The following is a 14,841-nucleotide window of genomic DNA, read 5'->3' on the forward strand; positions in this document are numbered from 1 at the left end:
AGCCGGGTTTATTCAAAATTTTTCGCCTTCTTCAATTGCACGATTCAGCCAATCCTTGCTTCGGCGGACGATCGGTGCTACTTCCGAATGAAAACCGACCAGCCATGCACGGATGCACTCGTTCAGTTCGGACGCGGCGACATTGCCCATGGGCCGCTCAGCGGTGTACTCCGTCCGCAGGGCTCGTGCCACGGCGCCGGGCGTGATCTCGCGGATTCTAACAGGATTGAATTTCATTTTCCTAACATGGAACGATTAATCCATGCTCCAAAATTCGACTACCTCTGGCTCGCGAATCCAAATACCCTCAGTCAAGCCATCTGATATATCCATTTTTTCCAAACTTCTATCAGCCATCGGAGTTTTAATCCAATACCGTTATCACCTCTTGATTCCCGAGGAAGAATAAAATTTATAATTCCGGCTCTATACCCAGAAATAACCATCAATCCGTAATTCCCCTCATTCGCCGCGACAAAGATCAAAAAAATCCGTATAAGCACCAGGATACCAATCAAAAGCTCCAGTCGAGTTTCTAAGTATGCGCAACACGCTGCCGCGCCAGCTCTGCTCGTGGGTGTTCGCCGCCGCCTCGAGCATCACGTTGTTGTCCGCCGAGAGATTGACGTTCTTGCCGGCGTCGAGTTCGCTCCCGCGTATGAGGATGTTGGAATCCCGCCCGCCGCCGGTGGCAGTGATGGTGACGTTACCGCCAGCCTGCACGCGTGAGCCCGCCGATGTGTCGCTGCTCTGCGTCCGTGTAGATTCGCTCGAGCTGCTGCCGATGGTCAGCGCATGCGCCCATGCTGACCGCACGGGTGCCGTCCGGATTCTGGGTCGCTGCCTGCTTTGCAATGTCCTGGTACGCCGAATAGCCGCTCATCCCGATGCTGGCGATGCCCAGTGCGCGCACGCGGTCATCCTTGGTATCGCCTATGGCGTCGGAGGTTTCCTCAACGTTGCGCAACAGGGTCGATCAACGGCGCCTCGATCCCCAGCGTGATGCCGCTCTGGGAGAAGCTCTGCGTGCTCTCGCTGCGGCTGCTCTCGCGCGCCTCGACGATCTGCACATCGCGCGCCTGAATGTCGACGTCACCGCCCGGCGCGACCACATCGCTGCCCACCTGGCTGTAGCGGTTGCCGGGGGTGATGACGACATTGCCTGAGATCGCTCCCGCGGTGCTGCCCACTGCCGTACTCTCCGTGCGGTTGCTGGTGCTTCGCATGTCCTGCTGGCCCCAGTCCAGCCCGAACTCGCATCGAACATGCCGCTCTTGGACTCCTCTCGGAGGTACTGGCTGTCCCGGGTTTGCGTCGCGGCCTCGATGGTGATGTTGTTGCCGGCCTGGAGCTCGGTTCCCTTGTCACTCACCACATTCGAGCCGCGGATGCGGATGTCATTGCCGGCATCCAGCACCACGGTCTTGCCGCCCAGGCTGCTGCCGATGACGCCGGTCGAACCGAAGGTGCCCTGCTCCATGCTGCGGTCACTGCCCCAGAGTCCGCTCTCCTCGGTGCGGCGTCCCGCGTTGAGGGCCGAGGTCGACTGGCTCGCATCGATGGTGATCGATGGCTGACTGCGAGCACAGCAGCGTCGGCTGGAGAGGTCGCGCATGCAGGGAATGAGCCCGTTCAGTCTTGCCCGTCTCTCTAGCCCATTAACAACTATCGGACGCGTCGACCGCCGTAGCGCCAGCGGTGGATTCGCTCTCGCAAACGCGTGAGAATGCGCGTGACGAGGTACTGCCCCTTGACGTCGACGATTGTGCTGGCGACCAGTTCGGCCCTCATCACCACTCCGGAAATCCCGTGGCGCCACAGGAGCACGGGCACGCGTGGCAGCCGTACGAAGTAGTAGCCGGGATACCGCAGCATGTCCAAGAGCACTCTGGCCCACAGCGGAGCGTTGCGTGCAGCGGCTGCCTTGGGGCCACTCTGGGGCGATTGCCGTTGCTGCGGAGCGCTCTGACCTCGACGCAGACCGGCGACCTGATCAAGGCGATCTCGCATGGCAGGGCCCACCACACTGGCGGAAAAGGTCGCGACGATGGTCTGCTGGCCGGCCTGCGCGATCTGTGCGCGCCATGCCGGGTCCAGCCACAAGCGCCGCATGAGCTTGGCTGCGGCCTCAAGCTTCGGCTCTGCCCAAAGCGTACCTGCCGGGTAGGGCCCATTCGCTACGGCGCTGGGCACGAGATCGTATGGCACCAGCGCAGCATTGCCGGCGTGCGTGAAATCCACGTTGCCGCTCCAATCGGTCGCTACGACCGGGAGGCCATAGGCCATCGCCTCGGCAATCGAAAGGCCGAAGCCTTCGGAGCGGTGCAGTGAGACGAAGCTGTCCACGGACGCCAACAGCCGGAAACGATCGTCGCTTTCCATCGCCGCTGTCAGGAACGATACGCGGTGGCCCGCGGCCGCCTCGTGCAGCGACTGAATCAATGTCGGCGCAGCCTGCACATTCAGTGCCTTGACGATCAAACGCACCGCGTCAGATGGCCGAAACGCGCGGACGAATGTGGCCACGACGCCTTCGGGGTTCTTGCGATAAGGGACCGAAGCAACATCAAATTGAAACAGGAACACGAACTCGTCCTGCTTGATCTCCGGCAGCATGGCTGCGAGCCATTCGCGATCGCGCTGCATGGGTGGAGGCATTACCATTGGCGGCATGACGTTGACGGGCAGAGTCGTCTTGCAACGGATGGCATCGGCAATGAATCGTGTGCCGGCCCAGATCTCGTCGACCATCTCGAAACGGTCCGCCCAGTCGCTGGGAAACTCGGGTGTTTCCCAGTACCAGCAGCCGATGCGGTACGGGGTGAGGAGCTCCGCCGGGAGTTTCGACAGCACGTCGGGCAGCATGTCCGCATTGCAGCCCAGGATGGTCGCGGTGGGAGTTTCGGACGTCCAGCGCGCAGCTGGAAGGGAGTAGCGACCTGTCGGCGCCGGAGTGTCGCATGAGATGTCGTGGCAATGGACGGCTACGCCCGCCGCATCCAGCGCCGCGACGCTGTTGCGCGCGGCCTCCCCGACCCCCAAATGGGCTTGGAGGTACCCAACATAGTTCACGCTTATGCGCTGCGCTTGGCGGGCCATTCCGAGGCGCTCCACGACCTTGCGGTCCAACCCGAGTTCGCGCACGCCGGAGGTTCGCATCCACGTCATCAGGCCCACTGTGTCCCGGCCATCGGCGAAGGCGTTCACGAGATCGCCGCGCATGTGCAACACAGCCCTCAGGTATCGCGTCAGGTGATCGCCGGGTGCTTCGGCCGCCGCCCAAAGAAGGAACGCCGGATCTTCCAGTGGGTCGCCCAAGTCGACGCCCTTCGCGAGAGCCTGACGGTACACCGCACGGCATACCGGGTCCCAACCGGTGCCGTCTGCAAAGGCAACCTGCGGAAGGCCCAGCGCGCGAAATCGGTGAATGCCCGCGTCCAGCAGCGATTGTGCATATTCGCCGAACAGGCGCCCCGCGTCGCCTGGCAGGTTCCAACCGAAGCGACTTTCGTGGCGCGACAGTTGTTTCAGGTCGGGGTTGAAGCCGCTGAAATGAAACAGGACCAGCTTCTGAGCATCGCCCGCTTCGTCCTGCATCCACCAGCGCTCGTCCAACCAGCGCGGCGTGCGCTCGTGGAGATTCCAATACGCGGCATTGAAGCCCTTGTGCCGCAGGACGCACGCCCCCGGCACCAGCAGCGGTGCGTAGTCCATCCATTTCTGGTCAGTGAACACGCCGGCATGCACGTCCTCGAGGCAGAGCGTGCGCAGCTTGCGGTCCCACCATTGCAGCAGTTCGCGCACCCTCGGTGTGTCCCGCAGTGCCGCGAAGCCGAGGTTGTACAGGCCCGCGCGCAGGATGGTGAGGTCGTCCGGTAGGTATCCGTCGTCCGGCAGCGGTGACAGGGTGTGGGGCGTGAGCACCAATTCGGGATCGTTCGCCGTCCCTTGCCAGAATTGATCCAGGCGCTGAAACACTTGGATATCCGGGTCCAAATAGACCGCGCGCGCCACGCCTTGATCGAGCAGGTAACGGAAGCAGGCCGGCTTTACGCTCGTGGCGAACTCCAGCAGGCTGTAGTGGCTTCGGCGATGGTTCCATTCCGTGCGCTCGAATGCCATCTCGGCAGCAAGAAGAATCACATGTTCCGGCAGCTTCGTGCCCTCGGGCGGCTCGTCAAGCAGAAAGACGAGGAGCGTGGTGCCAGGCTGATGTCTTCGCAGGGAGGCGCCCAGCACAGCGGCGTGGGCGAGATAGTTGCTCGCACAGATGGTGAAGACCGCGAGACCTGTCGGCGTCGAAGATCGATCGAAAGAAGGACGGCGCAGCATGGAAACCCCAGCCGCGTGGCGGCGATGACTCGTTACTATAGTTTACAAAGCATAATCCTGCCGCACAGAACAGCCGCTGACAGGCGGCGTCTCGCACGAGAAAGCATATCGATGAGTGGAAACGCGCGCGGACGGTCAGGAAGCAGCACAGAGCAAAAACCGCAAGCGAAGGTTCTACTTCATGACATGGCAATCGCCTTTGTGCTGGCGATCGCCGCGTTCTTGGTTTTCAACGCGAACGGCCGCTTAATCGCGGCCGCCGACACCTTCGCGGCACGCCACCTGCCGTTCTCGATGCTGCGCAATCACACCGTGCTGCTCGATCCGATCGTCGATGCAGTCGCGTTCGGCCGTTCTCCGCCGAGTGCCGGTAACGACGGCACGGCCTTCTGGATACAGCATGGACGCGGGGGACGCCTAGTCTCCAAGTATCCCCTTGTCGTGCCGATCGTCGTCGCGCCGCTGTACATCCCTGCTGTGCACTACCTCGGCATTGTGGGTTGGGACCCGCACATCACCGACAAGGTGGCCCGCCTGATGGAGAAACTGTGCGCCTCCTTGATCGCGGCAGCATCCGTCGCCCTGATGTACATGTTGCTGCGTCGGCGCAGCGATGCTCGCGCCGCGTGCGTGCTCAGTCTTGTTTACGCGTTCGGCACGACCACCTGGATGATCAGCAGTCAGGCGTTGTGGACGCACGGCCTCGCGCAACTACTCATCGTCGCGACGATGTGGCTGATCACGGGGCGAGCGACACTGCCGCGGGTAGCCGTGGCCGGTTTCTTGTGCGCCCTGGTTGCAGCTAACCGCCCACCCGATACGATTATTGCTCTCGCCCTGGGCCTGTGGGGATTGCGCTGGGCCGGGAACCGCTGGGCTTGGTTCATTGTGGCCGGCGCCGTCCCGGTCCTCCTCACGCTGGCGTACAACCTGGGCACGGTCGGCCATGTGGCCGGTGCCTATGCCTTGAGCGTGCATCCCAGCGATTTCAACGACAACCTACTAGAGGGTATTGCCGGCCTTTTCTTCAGTCCGACGCGCGGTCTGTTCGTCTTCTCGCCCTTCCTTCTGTTTGTCCCGTGCCTATTGCTCCTCGCGCTCAGGGACCGCGATACTTGCGTTCTGACGCTGGCCTTGTGCGCGGCCATTGCGGCCCAGGTCTTGGGCTATGCTTTGGTCGACTGGCGACAAGGCATTGCCTGGGGGCCGCGTTGGCTCACCGACATCGTGCCGCTGCTCGTGTGGATGCTCCCACCCATCGTGGCGCGCCTGTCGGGCCATGCGCGCGTGCTGTTCGCCGCTGCATGTGTCGTGTCCATCGCCATCCAGGCCATCGGGGCCTTCTGGTACACCGGGAAGGTCGACACGGCGGTGCTGACAATGAAGACCGACGACCGGATGCGACCCATGTGGGAGCTGCGCAACGCGGCGTTCGTGGCAGAACTCTCGCACCCGCGCGTGCAACCGGATCTTCTGGTGAACCTGCGCGGGAATATCGATCTGATCCAGCCACTCGACGTGGTGGTGCATGACGCGGCAATGGGCGATCGCCTGGAACGCCAGGTCGATGTAGCCGGATGGGCGCTCGTCGATTCCTCATCACCCCAGGACATCGCGGTGCTGATCGATGGGCGAGAGGTGGGGGGCACGGATCACTTCTTCGAGCGGCCCGACGTGGCCCGGACGTTGGCTGAAAAGAGCCCCGCCGGATGGCGTTTGCAGATCCCGGTCGGGGACCTGAAAGCCGGGCGTCACAAGCTCTCGGTTCTCGTGCGTGCCCATGCCGGCGGCGAGGTGCGGCTGCTGCGCGAGCGGTTCTTCGAGTTATCGCCAGAAGGAGGGGGCGACGCTGCAGAACGCTTCCTCGATCACGCATCACACCGGGCCATCGAGCGCATCGCCCAAGCCCAGCAGGCCCCCGGATATTGGCTGACTTCGTTCACCGGCGGCACGCTCTTCGAGCAGCCGCAGCCCGAACTGAATACTTATCTGAACGCGATCATGATCGACCTGGTCGGGCCGATCGCGCACGTTGCGCAGATGGACGAGATGCTGGCGCGCGCACGAGGCTTCCTCACCCGGCAGATCGAGAGCAATGGGTTGGTGCGCTATCACGGTAGGCCCGACGCATCGACTATTGGCGTGCTCGGATGCGCGATCACGCCGGACTCGGACGATACCGCGCTGGTGTGGCGCGTGGCGCCATCCGAAGACCGCACGAAGCTGGCGACGGCAATGCGGATCATGCGACGCTTCAGCACCGACGACGGGCTCTTTCGCACCTGGCTCGCGCCCCGATCGGACTATCGCTGCCTCGATCCCGGGGCGGATCCGAATCCGGCGGACATCGGCATTCAGATGCACATATACCTGCTGCTCGCACAAGAGGATCCTTCCGCCGCACATGCGCTCTGCGCGAAGCTGAAGCCGCGCGCCGACGACGGTAGCCTCTGGGTTTACTACTCCGCTGCGCCCACGGTGATGAGCCTGCGGTTGGCGGAGCTGCGCCGCGCCGGCTGCGCGCTGGAGGTGCCTGCCTCCCGCCTGCAACCGGCGGTCCCCGCCCAAGCCGAGTGGGCGAAGGTCGCTTCGCTCGTGGTCCAACTGCAGGGCTCCACACCCACCACCGGGCAGAAAGCCGAAGCGACGCGGTTGCTGCAGGTTCTCGCCTCCAATGAATTCGCCGCGCTGGCCGGCAATCCACCCCTGCTCTATCACAATGACATGAGCGCCACCGTGCGGCGCTTCTACTGGTCACAGGAAGTGGGCTACGCGCTCTGGTTGAGGCTCTACCACGCCGCCCGTGGTGCGCAGTTCCCGCCGAAACCATCTCATGGCGCTTCGCCAAGAAATGCTTCATGACGCGGCCCGAAGTCAAGACTGTCATCGTGCCGCAACACCCCGCCTCGTTGGGTCGCTTGATGTCGTGCATCCGCTTGGACGAAGTCTGCGTGCTGCAGGGAGCGCCCGTGATCGGAGCGTGCTTCGCAATGACCAATTTTCGCGCGGCAACATTGCTCACGATTGCCGCGCTGGTCGCTGGCAACCTCTTGCTAGTGGCGCATGTGTTCGTGCTCAACGACTGGGCAGGCGCGCAAGGCGATCTCAACGACCCGACGCGCGTCAAGGGGACCTTCCTTGCCAAGGGCGAAAGCTCCTCAAGGATGGCAGGCCTCGCCTGGGCGCTGCTCGTGCTGGCGTTGCTGGTCTTCGCCGTGGTCGGCAAAGCGCCGTCCGCGATCGCACTGTGCATCGCTGCGCTCAGCGCGATCTACTCGTTCCCCGGCGTGCATGGCAAGGGCGTGCCGGTGCTGAATTCTCTGCTGCACATGGTCGGCGGGACGCTGCACTTCCTGCTCGGCTACGTCGCGTTGTCGCCTGTGACGCCGCAGATGGTGGTCCTTGGTGGCTATTTCGGGCTCGTCTTTGCGGCGGGGCACCTGGTCCACGAGGCCCGAGACCACGACAGCGACGCGCGAAACGGTATCCGCACTAACGCAGTCACGTTCGGCAAGAAGACGTCGTTCTTAGCTGGCCAAATTCTCTTCAGCATCGCCTACATCGCGCTGACCGTGCTAGCGCTGCGCGCACTCGTTCCCCCCATCCTGTCGCTGGCCCTGGTGTTTTATGCGGTGCACCTGTGGACGGCATGGCGGGCACTGCGCGAAGGCCTGACCTACGCGAGCATTCGCCGGCTGCAGACCGTTTACAGAAACATTCACGTGCTGATTGGCCTGGCCATGTTGGCCACCATCGCACCGTGGTAGTCCAACGGCTCACACCGATCCTTCCTGCACCCTTCTCAAGCTGCCCATGCTCTCTATCGTGATTCCTGTGCTCAACGAAGCCCGCACGCTGCCTCGCGTGCTCGTTGCCGTGTCCAATGTTCTCCCGGAAGTCGACAAAGAAATCATTCTGGTGGACGACGGGTCCACCGACGGAACCCGCGAATGGATCCAGACCCACGTGCCTCAGGGGCTGCGCACGGGTGCGCGCCCAGTCAGCGGCATTGACGGAACCCTGAACTGGAACGACGAGCCCGCGGCTTCGCGCCTCACCGTGCGTGCGCTTTATCACGAATGCAATCGAGGAAAGGGCGCCGGCGTTGCGACGGGGCTGGCCGCTGCCACCGGCAATGTCGTCGTCATCCAAGATGCCGATCTCGAATACGACCCTGCCGACTGGGAACCCATGTACGACCTGATAGCGCGCCGCAATATCGCCGATGTGGTGTACGGATCGCGCTTTGAGGGGCGACGGAACGGCGGCGCCAAGTTCATTTCCCTGTCGCAGGTTTCGGCCAACTGGCTGATCTCCAGTTTCTTTGGTGTTTTGTATGGCAAGAAGTTCTCCGACGTCGAGGTTTGCTACAAGATGTTCACGAAAGAGGTCAATGACACGCTGCATCTGACCTGCCCCGACTTCGGTTGCGAGATCCAGATCAGCGCGCAGATCGTGCGACCGCGGCGGTGGAGGATCACCGAGGTGCCCGTGAGCTATCACGGCCGCGGCTTCGACGAGGGCAAGAAGATCAACTGGCGTGACGGAGTCAAGGCACTGTGGTACCTGCTGTGGTTTCGCGTCTGCGCCCAGCAGCCCAAATTGGCGCCCTTGCCGGTGCCGTCGCGCAACCCATGAAAATTTCCATCATCGGAACGGGCTACGTCGGCCTCGTCACTGGCACTTGCCTTGCAGAGACCGGCAACGACGTCCTTTGCTTTGATGTCGACGAACGCAAGGTGCAGAGATTGCTTTCGGGCGACGTGCCGATCTATGAGGAAGGGCTGCCGCCACTCATTGCGCGTAACGTGCTCGCCGCGCGCCTGGTGTTCACGAACGATATCTCACACGCCGTTCACCATGGCGAATTGATCTTCATCGCGGTCGGCACTCCTGCAGGCGACGACGGACGTGCCGACCTCCAACACGTGCTGGCCGCGGCTCGCGACATCGGCCGCTATATGCATGATTCCAAGGTCGTGGTGGCGAAATCCACTGTGCCGGTCGGCACGGGCATCAAGCTGCGCGCCGTCATCGAAGAGGAACTCGCCACTCGTCGCGGGAGCAACCTTGCGGTGGGTGTTCACTTGTCGATCGTCTCGAACCCTGAGTTCCTCAAGCAGGGCACCGGGATCGCCGACTTCATGCAGCCCGATCGCATCGTGCTCGGCAGCGAGCCCGGCGCCGCGGGCCAATATGCGCGCGATCTCATGCGCCGCATGTATGCACCCTTCAACCGCGACCACGACCGCACGATCCACATGAGCCTGGAGGCGGCCGAGTTCACCAAGTACGCAGCCAACGCGATGCTCGCCACGCGGATCAGCTTCATGAACGAGCTCGCAAATCTGGCGGAGAAGGTTGGCGTGGACATCGAGCAGGTGCGCTGCGGGCTGGTAGCCGATCCCCGCATCGGCAACAGCTTCCTGCAGGCCGGCGCTGGCTATGGCGGCAGCTGCTTCCCGAAAGACTTGCAGGCGCTGGTCCATACGGCGGCGGCCCACGGACAGCGCCTGCACCTGCTCGAGGCTGTGCGTGTCGTCAACGACGCGCAGAAATTGCGATTGGTCGACAAGATCGTTGGACACTTCGGTGAGGACCTGCACGGGCGCCGTTTCGGCATCTGGGGATTGGCGTTTAAACCCGGCACCGACGATATGCGCGAGGCACCGAGCCGTATCATCATTCAGGCGTTGCTGATGCGCGGCGCGGAGGTGGTCGCGCACGATCCAGTGGCCATCGACGAGGCCCGCATGGCGCTCGCGAAAGACCTTGACGGTCATCCGGACCAAGCCGCCCGCCTGAGCTTCAACGGCCAAGCCCTGGAGGCAGCAGACAACTGCGATGCACTTGTGATCCTCACCGATTGGAACGCATTCAAGAATCCGGATTTCGATGCGCTGAAGGCCAGGCTCAGAGAGCCGCTGATCTTCGACGGCCGCAACCTCTATGATCCTTCGATTCGCGCAAAAGGTATCGACTATCGGGCCTTTGGCCGCTGAAACATCAAGGCTCTTGTATGCATAGTGACAGCGCACGGCAGCGCGTTCTTGTGACTGGGGGAGCCGGCTTCCTCGGCAGTCATCTGTGCGAACTGCTGCTCTCTGAAGGCTGCGAGGTGCTGTGTGTGGACGACTTCTCCACCGGCGCTCGGCACAATGTGGAACATCTGCTCGGCCATCCGCGTTTCAGGCTCATGACCCATGACGTAACCGTGCCGCTTGATGCGCATGTGAACCGGATCTACAACCTCGCCTGTCCGGCCTCGCCCGTGCATTACCAGCGCGACCCCGTGCAAACGACGAAGACCTGCGTCCTCGGAGCGTTGAACATGTTGGCTCTGGCCCGGAGGGAAGGCGCACGCATCCTGCAGGCATCGACCAGCGAGGTCTACGGCGATCCTCAGATGCATCCGCAACACGAGAGCTACTGGGGCAACGTTAATCCGATCGGCATACGCAGCTGTTATGACGAAGGCAAGCGTTGTGCCGAGTCGCTGTTCTTCGACTATCACCGCCAGCATGACGTGGACATCCGCGTCGCGCGAATTTTCAATACCTATGGTCCGCGGATGGACCCACAGGACGGGCGCGTCGTTTCGAATTTCATCGTGCAAGCCCTGCGCGGAGAGCCGCTCATGGTTTACGGCGATGGCTTGCAGACACGCAGTTTCTGCTTTGTCGACGACATGGTCACCGGTCTACACCAATTCATGGAGGCCGATTCCGGTGGGACCGGCCCGGTGAACATCGGCAATCCGCACGAGTTCACGGTTCGCGATCTCGCCGGACTGATCATCGAACTCACGGGCTCGTCGTCGAAGCTCGCTTTCTCTGCCCTGCCGAGCGACGACCCGACTCAGCGCCGGCCCGACGTGAGCAACGCCGAGCGGATGTTCTGCTGGAAGCCACGTGTGAGCCTCGTCCAAGGACTGGAAAGAACTATCGTCCACCTCGCCAGACTGACAGCTTCGGCCGGGAGTGGCCCTTCATTTCCCAATGTGCACGGGACCCCGCGGCCCTAAAGAAACATGAAAAAGCGCCTCGACGGACGACTGCGTGGTGAACTGGCTGCGTTCGGTGCGTCTTATGCGGGTCGTGCGCAGGGTGACGCCGAGCCAGATGACCGGCGGTCCGACCACAAACTCGAGAAGAAGAGGAAACGACTGCAGCGGCGGCAGCGGCAGCGGCACGCTCGCTGCACGCATGCGCCCTGCTCCACGCGTTCGATGATCATGGCATCGAATGGCATCGCGCCTTCGCCCTTCGCACCAACCCAGACCGGGCTCAGGTCCATCTCCTCGATGCGATCGGCGCGCCGCACCACGAAGTCGGAGATGCGCACGAGCAGCGCCTCGATCGCGGCCACGTCGGCCGTGGGCCGGCCGCGCGCACCGTCGAGCAGCGCAAAGCACCGCATCTCGCGCACCATCGCCGCCGCGTCGCGCGGATACCCTCCCATGCCGGAACGATGTCTTTCGCAAGGATTTCGGCGAGCGTGCAGTCAAGCCACCAACCGGTCAACTGTCAGTTCTGACAGGACCGGGAGAACGTGCGATGGGCTACCTCCAAGCCGATGCTGATGCCGATGCCGATGCCGATGCCGATGCCGATGCCGATGCCGATGCCGATGGCTTGATGGTCTCTATCGCATTGGTTTGCTCCAGGCGAACCAAGATGGCGTGGCGCGACCGGCATATCCCGCAATGACGCTCACCTTCAGGCCCGGGACTTCTTGACCGCAGCTTTCTGCTTCACTGCCACTCAGAGCTTCTGTCAGCGGCGAGACATGGCGCCTTCCACGGGATCGGACTCACGTTCATGGCCTCGGCGAGCGCGGCGAGCACAGGAACGGACGACTGGACCTTGGGCGAGCCCGGTTCGCCCGTTAAGGCCGTCGGTGCGGCCCCTGGGTCCGCTCGCGGGCCGCCCCTTGCTCAATCGCCCGAGGGGTCGCCGAGGCGAATCTGACGCACCGGGGTCCTTCGGCTTTCTGCGCGCTTTGGCGAGATGATGCACGGCCATTCACCGGACATGCAGCGGAGGCGGCTTGGCGCGCGCGTGCTCCGGCGCACGGCTCTTCTCGGCCTCTGTCCACCGGTCGGCGATCCGCTGCGCATCGGTCTGCACCGGCGGCATGTGCGCAGTGAAGCGATCGACCTGGGCGGCCAGGTCAACTTCGCCTTGTCTTCGAAGCGCCTCCGCCGTGGTGCGCCAGTCCGCCATCACAGCCTGCCGGGTGGCCTGCATCGCCTCCTGACCGGCGCCCAAGGCACCTTGCCCCCATCGAAGAACCCAGAGCAAGCGATCGAGCTTCGCGCGCATGAAGGTCGAAGTCTTTGGCGGCTGGCGCTTGGTCCGTTCGTCGGCCGGCAATTGGCTGAACGCTCGAAGCGCCCGCAGCCGATGATGGATCGCGTCGCGGTAAGGCTGGCGTACCTGACCGCGCACCTGCCGTGGCGTGGCATTGGCCGACACGCCCTGCTCGCGCATCAGGGCGGCGAACTGTTCCCGCCATTGCCGCAATGTCTCCTTTCGGATGTAGAGGCGCCTACCGGGCTCGAACTCGTGCTCGCATTTGACCACTAGGTGGACGTGCGGATGCGGCTGGTCCGTGTGCAGCGCTATCGCAAAGCGGTACTGCAGCGCGAAGTTCTCGCGCGCGAATACGCGCGCGGCGACCAGCACCTTCTGCGCGGGCGTGCCGGCCGGCATCGACAGAACGATGTTGTGAGCGAGCTTGGCGCGCCTGTCCTTCCGGCGATCGGCCGGCTGGGGTGCGTACTGGCCCTTGCAAAGGTCCAGTTGCCAATCGGTCACGATCTGCTTGGCGGCGCTTCGTCCCTGCAGTGCCAGTCCCTCATCGGTTTCGATCGGCAGTTTGCCGTGCCGACCGATGTAGCGCAGATGCGCGTCAACGCCCCCAAGATCCCGGCCGCCACCCGAGATCTTTACCATAACCTCGGGCGCACGGCCTACCGTTCGCCGAATCTGCGCCACCTGGTCGGTGCCGAAGCGCAGCGTGCCGCTCTGCCCCCGTCGGCCGTAGCTCACGATGTCCAGGGCCATGTCGCGCGTGCCGCCGGCCACGCCCGGGCGGTGTCGTTCGAGCCGGACGGTCTGCCTAGGCATGGCGGCCCTCCCAGCCGTCCTCCCCGCCGGCCGCCTCCCAGCTGACGAGGTTCTGGCGCACCACGCGGGCTGTGGCGTCGCATGCCACTTCGATCTCGCGGCGGAGCTGCGCGAAGACATCACCGCACGGCTCGCCAGCCGGCGGCTGCGCGGCAGTGTTCGGCATGCCGAACATCCGGAGTTCGCGGCCGAGCGCAGCCAGCCGTGCGCAGATCACCTTGAGATGGTCCAGCTCGTTCGGCGGCAGCACCGCCGCGCGCCGGACGTGGTTGTGGACCAGGAGCGTGAGATAGCTGCAGGTCTTCATGCCGCGCGAGTCGGCTCGCGCTGCTGCCAAGGCGCGATCGCCGGGGCGAAGCCGCAGTGTGAGGCGGTCGTTTGCTGGATCGTCAGCAGGCGCATTGGACCTGCCGTGTGGCGCATCCGAATCGAGCGCCGTGAGGGGGTTCGCCTTCAACACGTCTTCGACGAGTTTCGCGAGAAAACCGGATGCGCTGAGTTGATGATGCGCGGCCAGCGCGACGAATCGCATCTTCGTGCCAGATGACACGCGGGTGCCCAGCACACACGAACGGGAGGTCATGGTCATCGCAACGCCACCGTTGTTAACAATGTCTGACGTCAGTCTATCCTGCCCTCATAGCCGCACAAGGACTTTGCCCTCGGAATTCAGCGTCGAGCTCCCCTCGCCGTGTCGCCGCTCCCGGAGCGTTGCGGTCGATCGGCAGTTCGGAGCCCTCCATCGATGTTCGGCATGCCGAACATTACGGAGGCAGACGGAACGATCCCCCCTCATGGCCGCACAAGGACGTTGCCCTCGGAATTCCAGCGTCGAGTTCACCTCGCTGTTTCGCAGCTCCGGAGCGTTGCGGTCGATCGGCAGTTCGGCGCTCCCCATCGATGCTCGGCACGCCGAACATTACGGAGGTAGACGGAACGACCCCGCCCTCATGGCCGCACAAGGACTTTGCCCTCGGAATTCCAGCGTCGAGCCCACCCCGCCGTTTCGCGGCTCCCGCAGCGTTGCGGTCGATCGACAGCTCGAAGCCCTCCATCGATGTTCGGCATGCCGAACATTACGGAGATAGACGGAACGATCCCGCCCTCATGGCCGCACAAAGACTTTGCCCTCGGAATTCCTGCCTCGAACTCCCCTCGCCGTTTCGCCGCTCCCGGAGCGTTGCCGTCGATCGACAGCTCGAAGACCACCATCAATGTTCGGCATGCCGAACATGACGGAGGTAGACGGAACGATCCCGCCCTCATGGCCGCACAAGGACGTTGCCCTCGCCATTCCAGCGTCGAGCTCACCTCGCCGTTTCGCCGCTTCCGGAGCGTTGCGGTCAATCGCAGTTCGGAGCCCTCCATCAATGTTCGG

At 63.3% G+C, this 14,841-nt stretch carries 16 protein-coding genes and 1 pseudogene; 7 read left to right on the forward strand and 10 right to left on the reverse strand.

Annotation, left to right across the window (positions count from 1 at the left end):
- Positions 1–12: 12 nt before the first annotated feature.
- The 6 genes and pseudogenes from VPA02S_RS31615 to VPA02S_RS32335 form a co-directional block, all read right to left on the reverse strand.
- Positions 13–237, reverse strand: a complete 225-nt coding sequence (locus VPA02S_RS31615; RefSeq protein WP_155736536.1) for a hypothetical protein — start codon at positions 235–237, stop codon at positions 13–15.
- A gap of 74 nt (positions 238–311) precedes the next feature.
- A complete protein-coding gene (gene imm45, locus VPA02S_RS32330; protein ID WP_369688553.1) occupies positions 312–446 on the reverse strand; it encodes an Imm45 family immunity protein in 135 nt (44 codons plus the stop codon).
- A gap of 16 nt (positions 447–462) precedes the next feature.
- Complete coding sequence (locus tag VPA02S_RS31190; RefSeq protein WP_162269807.1) at positions 463–816, reverse strand: hemagglutinin repeat-containing protein; 354 nt, start codon at positions 814–816, stop codon at positions 463–465.
- Positions 707–967 carry a hypothetical protein gene (locus VPA02S_RS31905; RefSeq protein WP_028256337.1) on the reverse strand — a complete coding sequence of 87 codons (261 nt, stop codon included), beginning with the start codon at positions 965–967 and terminating at the stop codon, positions 707–709. The genes VPA02S_RS31190 and VPA02S_RS31905 overlap by 110 nt, the downstream gene beginning before the upstream one ends.
- Positions 954–1,226 carry a hemagglutinin repeat-containing protein gene (locus VPA02S_RS31910; protein ID WP_028256336.1) on the reverse strand — a complete coding sequence of 91 codons (273 nt, stop codon included), beginning with the start codon at positions 1,224–1,226 and terminating at the stop codon, positions 954–956. Before VPA02S_RS31910 ends, VPA02S_RS31905 begins: the two co-directional genes overlap by 14 nt.
- Positions 1,227–1,267: 41 nt before the next feature.
- Positions 1,268–1,420: pseudogene (locus VPA02S_RS32335) on the reverse strand (hemagglutinin repeat-containing protein); the annotation flags it as partial.
- Between VPA02S_RS32335 and VPA02S_RS32125 the strand changes: the two are divergent.
- Positions 1,362–1,577, forward strand: a complete 216-nt coding sequence (locus VPA02S_RS32125; protein ID WP_244883318.1) for a hypothetical protein — start codon at positions 1,362–1,364, stop codon at positions 1,575–1,577. The pseudogene VPA02S_RS32335 and the gene VPA02S_RS32125 sit on opposite strands and share 59 nt — an antisense overlap.
- 88 nt (positions 1,578–1,665) lie before the next feature.
- Here VPA02S_RS32125 and VPA02S_RS01075 read toward each other — a convergent pair whose 3' ends face one another.
- Positions 1,666–4,332, reverse strand: a complete 2,667-nt coding sequence (locus VPA02S_RS01075) for a glycosyltransferase (protein ID WP_062361513.1) — start codon at positions 4,330–4,332, stop codon at positions 1,666–1,668.
- A 186-nt stretch (positions 4,333–4,518) separates the two neighbouring features.
- Here VPA02S_RS01075 and VPA02S_RS01080 point away from each other — a divergent pair, with 186 nt between their 5' ends.
- From VPA02S_RS01080 to VPA02S_RS01100, 5 genes are read left to right on the forward strand one after another with little or no spacing between them, the layout of a single operon-like run.
- Positions 4,519–7,194, forward strand: coding sequence for a hypothetical protein (locus VPA02S_RS01080; RefSeq protein ID WP_028256333.1), 2,676 nt, complete (start codon positions 4,519–4,521; stop codon positions 7,192–7,194).
- Positions 7,191–8,099 carry a UbiA family prenyltransferase gene (locus tag VPA02S_RS01085; protein ID WP_028256401.1) on the forward strand — a complete coding sequence of 303 codons (909 nt, stop codon included), beginning with the start codon at positions 7,191–7,193 and terminating at the stop codon, positions 8,097–8,099. The genes VPA02S_RS01080 and VPA02S_RS01085 overlap by 4 nt, the downstream gene beginning before the upstream one ends.
- Positions 8,100–8,145: 46 nt before the next feature.
- Entirely contained in the window at positions 8,146–8,970 is an 825-nt protein-coding gene (locus VPA02S_RS01090; RefSeq protein WP_049810507.1) for a glycosyltransferase family 2 protein, read from the forward strand.
- Entirely contained in the window at positions 8,967–10,334 is a 1,368-nt protein-coding gene (locus VPA02S_RS01095) for a UDP-glucose dehydrogenase family protein (protein ID WP_028256400.1), read from the forward strand. Before VPA02S_RS01090 ends, VPA02S_RS01095 begins: the two co-directional genes overlap by 4 nt.
- A gap of 17 nt (positions 10,335–10,351) precedes the next feature.
- Positions 10,352–11,356, forward strand: a complete 1,005-nt coding sequence (locus VPA02S_RS01100; protein ID WP_049809411.1) for a UDP-glucuronic acid decarboxylase family protein — start codon at positions 10,352–10,354, stop codon at positions 11,354–11,356.
- A gap of 62 nt (positions 11,357–11,418) precedes the next feature.
- On the opposite strand, the gene VPA02S_RS01105 is transcribed toward VPA02S_RS01100, so the two are convergent.
- Positions 11,419–11,793 (reverse strand): acetate--CoA ligase family protein, encoded by a 375-nt coding sequence (locus VPA02S_RS01105; protein WP_028256399.1) that lies wholly within the window; start codon positions 11,791–11,793, stop codon positions 11,419–11,421.
- A gap of 95 nt (positions 11,794–11,888) precedes the next feature.
- On the opposite strand from VPA02S_RS01105, the gene VPA02S_RS31625 reads away from it, so the two are divergent.
- A complete protein-coding gene (locus VPA02S_RS31625) occupies positions 11,889–12,041 on the forward strand; it encodes a hypothetical protein (RefSeq protein WP_155736538.1) in 153 nt (50 codons plus the stop codon).
- 315 nt (positions 12,042–12,356) lie between these two features.
- Here VPA02S_RS31625 and VPA02S_RS01110 read toward each other — a convergent pair whose 3' ends face one another.
- Together VPA02S_RS01110 and VPA02S_RS32130 are read right to left on the reverse strand one after the other, a co-directional pair.
- On the reverse strand, positions 12,357–13,463 hold the full coding sequence (locus VPA02S_RS01110) for a relaxase/mobilization nuclease domain-containing protein (protein WP_028256398.1): 1,107 nt from the start codon (positions 13,461–13,463) through the stop codon (positions 12,357–12,359).
- Entirely contained in the window at positions 13,456–14,052 is a 597-nt protein-coding gene (locus VPA02S_RS32130; protein ID WP_244883319.1) for a hypothetical protein, read from the reverse strand. The genes VPA02S_RS01110 and VPA02S_RS32130 overlap by 8 nt, the downstream gene beginning before the upstream one ends.
- Between the last annotated feature and the right edge of the window lie 789 nt (positions 14,053–14,841).

Origin of the sequence: Variovorax paradoxus NBRC 15149, assembly GCF_001591365.1 — a bacterium.
Taxonomy (GTDB): domain Bacteria; phylum Pseudomonadota; class Gammaproteobacteria; order Burkholderiales; family Burkholderiaceae_C; genus Variovorax; species Variovorax paradoxus.

Excerpts from the sequence above, each read along its gene's own strand:
- VPA02S_RS31615 (WP_155736536.1), bottom strand. The coding sequence starts at position 237 with ATGAAATTCAATCCTGTTAGAATCCGCGAGATCACGCCCGGCGCCGTG.
- imm45 (WP_369688553.1), bottom strand. The coding sequence starts at position 446 with ATGGTTATTTCTGGGTATAGAGCCGGAATTATAAATTTTATTCTTCCT.
- VPA02S_RS31910 (WP_028256336.1), bottom strand. The coding sequence starts at position 1,226 with ATGCGAAGCACCAGCAACCGCACGGAGAGTACGGCAGTGGGCAGCACC.
- VPA02S_RS01075 (WP_062361513.1), bottom strand. The coding sequence starts at position 4,332 with ATGCTGCGCCGTCCTTCTTTCGATCGATCTTCGACGCCGACAGGTCTC.
- VPA02S_RS01080 (WP_028256333.1), top strand. The coding sequence starts at position 4,519 with ATGGCAATCGCCTTTGTGCTGGCGATCGCCGCGTTCTTGGTTTTCAAC.
- VPA02S_RS01085 (WP_028256401.1), top strand. The coding sequence starts at position 7,191 with ATGACGCGGCCCGAAGTCAAGACTGTCATCGTGCCGCAACACCCCGCC.
- VPA02S_RS01090 (WP_049810507.1), top strand. The coding sequence starts at position 8,146 with ATGCTCTCTATCGTGATTCCTGTGCTCAACGAAGCCCGCACGCTGCCT.
- VPA02S_RS01095 (WP_028256400.1), top strand. The coding sequence starts at position 8,967 with ATGAAAATTTCCATCATCGGAACGGGCTACGTCGGCCTCGTCACTGGC.
- VPA02S_RS01100 (WP_049809411.1), top strand. The coding sequence starts at position 10,352 with ATGCATAGTGACAGCGCACGGCAGCGCGTTCTTGTGACTGGGGGAGCC.
- VPA02S_RS01105 (WP_028256399.1), bottom strand. The coding sequence starts at position 11,793 with ATGGGAGGGTATCCGCGCGACGCGGCGGCGATGGTGCGCGAGATGCGG.
- VPA02S_RS31625 (WP_155736538.1), top strand. The coding sequence starts at position 11,889 with ATGGGCTACCTCCAAGCCGATGCTGATGCCGATGCCGATGCCGATGCC.
- VPA02S_RS01110 (WP_028256398.1), bottom strand. The coding sequence starts at position 13,463 with ATGCCTAGGCAGACCGTCCGGCTCGAACGACACCGCCCGGGCGTGGCC.
- VPA02S_RS32130 (WP_244883319.1), bottom strand. The coding sequence starts at position 14,052 with ATGACCATGACCTCCCGTTCGTGTGTGCTGGGCACCCGCGTGTCATCT.